This is a genomic window from Kitasatospora sp. NPDC057512, from assembly GCF_042802135.1.
GTDB lineage: Bacteria > Actinomycetota > Actinomycetes > Streptomycetales > Streptomycetaceae > Kitasatospora.
The window spans coordinates 1-3,813 of record NZ_JBHVET010000775.1; the positions used below are offsets into that span (position 1 = coordinate 1).

General features: G+C 75.0%; 3 protein-coding genes. All 3 read right to left on the bottom strand.

Features of this window, described 5'->3' with window-relative positions:
* Positions 1-44: 44 nt before the first annotated feature.
* On the bottom strand, positions 45-1,772 hold the full coding sequence (locus tag ACFU6K_RS33510) for an ABC transporter ATP-binding protein (protein ID WP_380669519.1): 1,728 nt from the start codon (positions 1,770-1,772) through the stop codon (positions 45-47).
* 41 nt (positions 1,773-1,813) lie between these two features.
* Positions 1,814-2,803, bottom strand: coding sequence for an ABC transporter permease (locus tag ACFU6K_RS33515; protein ID WP_380669515.1), 990 nt, complete (start codon positions 2,801-2,803; stop codon positions 1,814-1,816).
* On the bottom strand, positions 2,800-3,813 hold a 1,014-nt coding region (locus ACFU6K_RS33520; RefSeq protein WP_380669517.1), incomplete at its 5' end, for an ABC transporter permease. The genes ACFU6K_RS33520 and ACFU6K_RS33515, both read right to left, overlap by 4 nt.

Consider the following 3,813-nt stretch of genomic DNA (forward strand, 5'->3'; position numbering starts at 1 on the left):
GGGTCGCACCCCGTGAGGTGCGACCCGGACCGGACGGCCGTCGGTCAGGCGCCGGCGGAGGCCAGGCGGGCATGGCGGCGGGCGGTCGCCTCGGCCGGGTCCAGGACCGGGACGGCGGCCAGCAGGCCCTTGGTGTAGGCGTGCCGGGGGGAGTCGTACACCGTGTCGGCGTCGCCCTGCTCCACGATCCGCCCGGCCCGCATCACCGCGACCCGGTCGCTCACCTGCCGGACCACGGCGAGGTCGTGGGCGATGAAGACCAGCGCGAGGCCGAGGTCGCGCTGCAACTCGCCGAGGAGCTCCACTACTTGGGCCTGGGTGGTGACGTCCAGCGCGGAGACCGGTTCGTCGCAGACGATCAGCCGCGGCCGGGGCGCCAGCGCGCGGGCGATGCCGACCCGCTGCCGCTGCCCGCCGGAGAACTCGTGCGGATAGCGGTGGTACCAGTCGGCGTCGAGCCCCACGCGTTCGAGGAGTTCGCCGACCCGGCCGCGGACGCGGCGCTCGTCGCTCTCCCCGGCGATGCGCAGCGGGTCGGCGATGGACTCGCCGATGCTGCGGCGCGGGTTGAGCGAGGACACCGGGTCCTGGAAGACCATCTGCAACTCCCGCCGGAGCGGGCGCAGTTCCTTCTCCCCGAGCGCTCCGATGTCCCGGCCGCGGTAGTGCAGCCGACCGCCGGTCGGCTCCAGCAGCCGGACGAGCATTCGCCCGAGCGTGGTCTTCCCGGAGCCGGACTCGCCGACGACGCCCAGCGTCTCGCCGGCCCGCACGGTGAGCGAGACGCCGTCCACGGCGGCCACCGGGGCGGTGCGCCGGGCGAGGCCGCCGCGGGTGGCGAACTCCCGGCGCAGGTCGACGGCTTCGAGCAGGACCTCGCCGCCGGAGGAACCGGAGGAACCGGTGGCTTCGGCGGGTGCGGCCGACGGCTCGGCGGCGTCGACCCGGGGCACCGCCGACAGCAGCGCGCGGGTGTACGGCTCGCGCGGAGCGCCCAGCACCTCGGCGACCGGCCCGTGTTCCACCGCCCGGCCGTCCTTCATCACCAGCACCCGGTCGACGCTCCCGGCGACCACGCCCAGGTCGTGGGTGACCAGGACCAGCCCGGCGCCGGTCTCGGCGCGCAGCTCGTGCAGCAGGTCGAGGATCTGGGCCTGGACGGTGACGTCCAGCGCGGTCGTCGGCTCGTCGGCGACCAGCAGCCGCGGCTCGCAGGCCAGGGCCATCGCGATCAGCACCCGCTGGCGCATGCCGCCGCTGAACTCGTGCGGACGCGACCGCGAGCGCCGCGCCGCGTCGGCGATGCCCACGCGGTCGAGCACCTCGACGGCCCGGGCCCGGGCGTCCCGGCGGGAGACGTCCCGGTGCACCCGCACGACCTCGGCGATCTGGTCGCCCACCGCGTAGTACGGGTCGAGGGCGGACAGCGGGTCCTGGAACACCATGGCGGCCAAGCCGCCGCGCAGGCGCCGGAGTTCGTCGCCCTCGGCGGTGACGGCGTCGACCCCGGCGACCCGCACCGAGCCGCCGATCCGGGCGCCGGTCCCGCGGTGCAGGCCGAGCAGTCCGTAGGCGACGGTGCTCTTGCCGGAGCCGGACTCGCCGACGATGCCGAGCGCCTGACCGGCCTCCAGGGTGAAGCCCACGCCGTCGACGGCGCGGACGTGGCCGTCGCCGACCGGGAAGTCGACGACCAGGTCCCGGACGTCGACCAGGGCCTCGCCCCGGGCCTCGGCGGCCAGCGGTTCGGAGCCCCGGGGGCCGGGGCGCAGGGGTTCCGGGCTCAGGGGTTCCGGGCTCAGGGTTCCGGCGCTCACGTCAGGATCACCCTTCGGTCGGTCACCGCGTAGAGCACGTCCGCGATGACGTTGGCGAGGACCACGAAGAACCCGGTGACGAGGGTGAGGCCGACGACGGTCGGCAGGTCGATCAGGCCGACCGAGGTGACCAGCAGCTTGCCGAGCCCCGGGAGGCCGAAGAGCGACTCGGTCAGTACGGCGGACCCGAACATCGTCCCGAGGTCGATGGCGGTCAGCGCGATCACCGGGGTGAGCGCGCCGCGCAGCGCGTGCCTGGTCACCAGGTGCCGCTCGCTGACGCCGTACGCCCGGAAGGTCCGGATGTGGTCGTCGGCGAGGGTCTCCAGCATGGAGGAGCGGGTCAGCCGGGCGTACTTCGCGGACTCGATGAGCGCGAGCGAGACCCAGGGCAGGAGCAGGCCCCAGAACCACTGCTGCGGGTCCTCGGTGAGGGGCACGTAGCTCGGGAACGGCAGCCACTGGAGCTGGGCGCACAGGACGATGAGCAGCACCAGGCCGATGACGAACACCGGGATCGAGCTGCCGGCCAGCGTCAGCGCGGTCAGCAGGCGCTCGCTGAGCCGGCCACGGCGCAGCGCCGAGACCAGCCCGGTGCCGACCCCGAGGACCAGCCAGAGCACCATCGCGCCGAGCGCCAGCGAGGCCGTCACCGGGAGCCGGGCGGTGATCATGTCGGTGACCTGCTCGCCGCTGCGGTAGGAGACGCCCAGGCAGGGCGCCGGGCAGTGCAGCAGGCCCGTGCCGGCGCTGAAGTCGCGGCCGGCGACGACGCCCTGGAGGAAGTGGGCGTACTGGAGGTAGACGGGCGCGTCGAGGCCGAGCCGTTCGCGCACCTGGGCGACCTGGGCGGGGCTGCACTTCTCGCCGCAGGCGAGCTGGGCCGGGTCGCCGGGGGCGATGTAGAACACCGCGTAGACGACCAGGGAGAGGACGAGCAGGACGCCGAGCATGCCGACGGCCTTGCGGAGCAGGAAGCGGGTCATGCGGTGGCCTCCTCGGAGGGGCCCCGGCCCGCGCTCGACGGACCGGCGCTCGACGGCGTGGCGCTCGACGGAGCGGCGTCCGACGGAGCGGCGTTCGACGGACCGGAGTCGCCGCGCGCCGTACCGACCCGCAGCCGGGAGGCCGCGCGCGGGTCGAGCTCGGTGCGGACGGCGTCGCCGAGCACGGTGAAGGCGAGCACGGTGGTGAACAGCAGCGCGGAGGGGAGCAGCACGTACATCGGGTCCGCGCGGAACCAGGTGGTCGCCCCGGAGAGCATCTGGCCCCACGAGGAGGTCGGCGGCTTGACGCCCACCCCGAGGAAGGACAGCCCGGCCTCGGCGACCACGTTGGACGGCAGCAGCACCGCCGCGTAGGTGATGACCGGCGCGGCCAGCGACGGCAGCAGCTCCCGGCGGGCGATCCGCCACCGGGTGGCGCCGGCGAGCCGGGCCGCGGCCACGTAGTCGAGCTGCCGGAGGCTGAGCGTCTGCGCCCGGACCACCCGTGCGGTGCCGGCCCAGCCCAGCAGCCCGATGACCAGGGTCAGCAGCAGCGGGCGGGGGAAGGCCGGGGGCACGACCGCCATCAGCGAGATGGCGAAGACCAGCGTGGGCAGCGCGAGCATCACCTCGGTGGTGTTGCCGATCAGCTGGTCGAGCCACCGGTTGCCGAGCCCCGCGGCGAGGCCGAGCAGGACGCCGATCGCGACCTGGACGAGGGTGGCGCCGACGGCGACGAGCAGCGAGATCCGGGCGCCGTGGACCAGCCGGGCGAACACGTCCCGCCCGGTGCCGGGTTCGACGCCGAGCCAGTGCTCGGCGCTGACGCCGCCGAAGGAGCCGGTGGGCACGCCGCCGGCCGCCGAGTCGAGCAGGTCGTTGTGGTAGCCGGTGGGGTCCTGGCCCTCGATCGCGCTGAGCAGCGGTGCCGCCGCGGCGATCAGGACGAGCAGGACGACGACGAGGCCGGCGGCGAGGGCGGCGCGCCGCGCGAGCAGCCGCCGCCACAC

What these genes read in the sequence shown, in the direction of transcription:
- ACFU6K_RS33515 (WP_380669515.1), bottom strand. Translation starts at nt 2,803, where the DNA reads ATGACCCGCTTCCTGCTCCGCAAGGCCGTCGGCATGCTCGGCGTCCTG.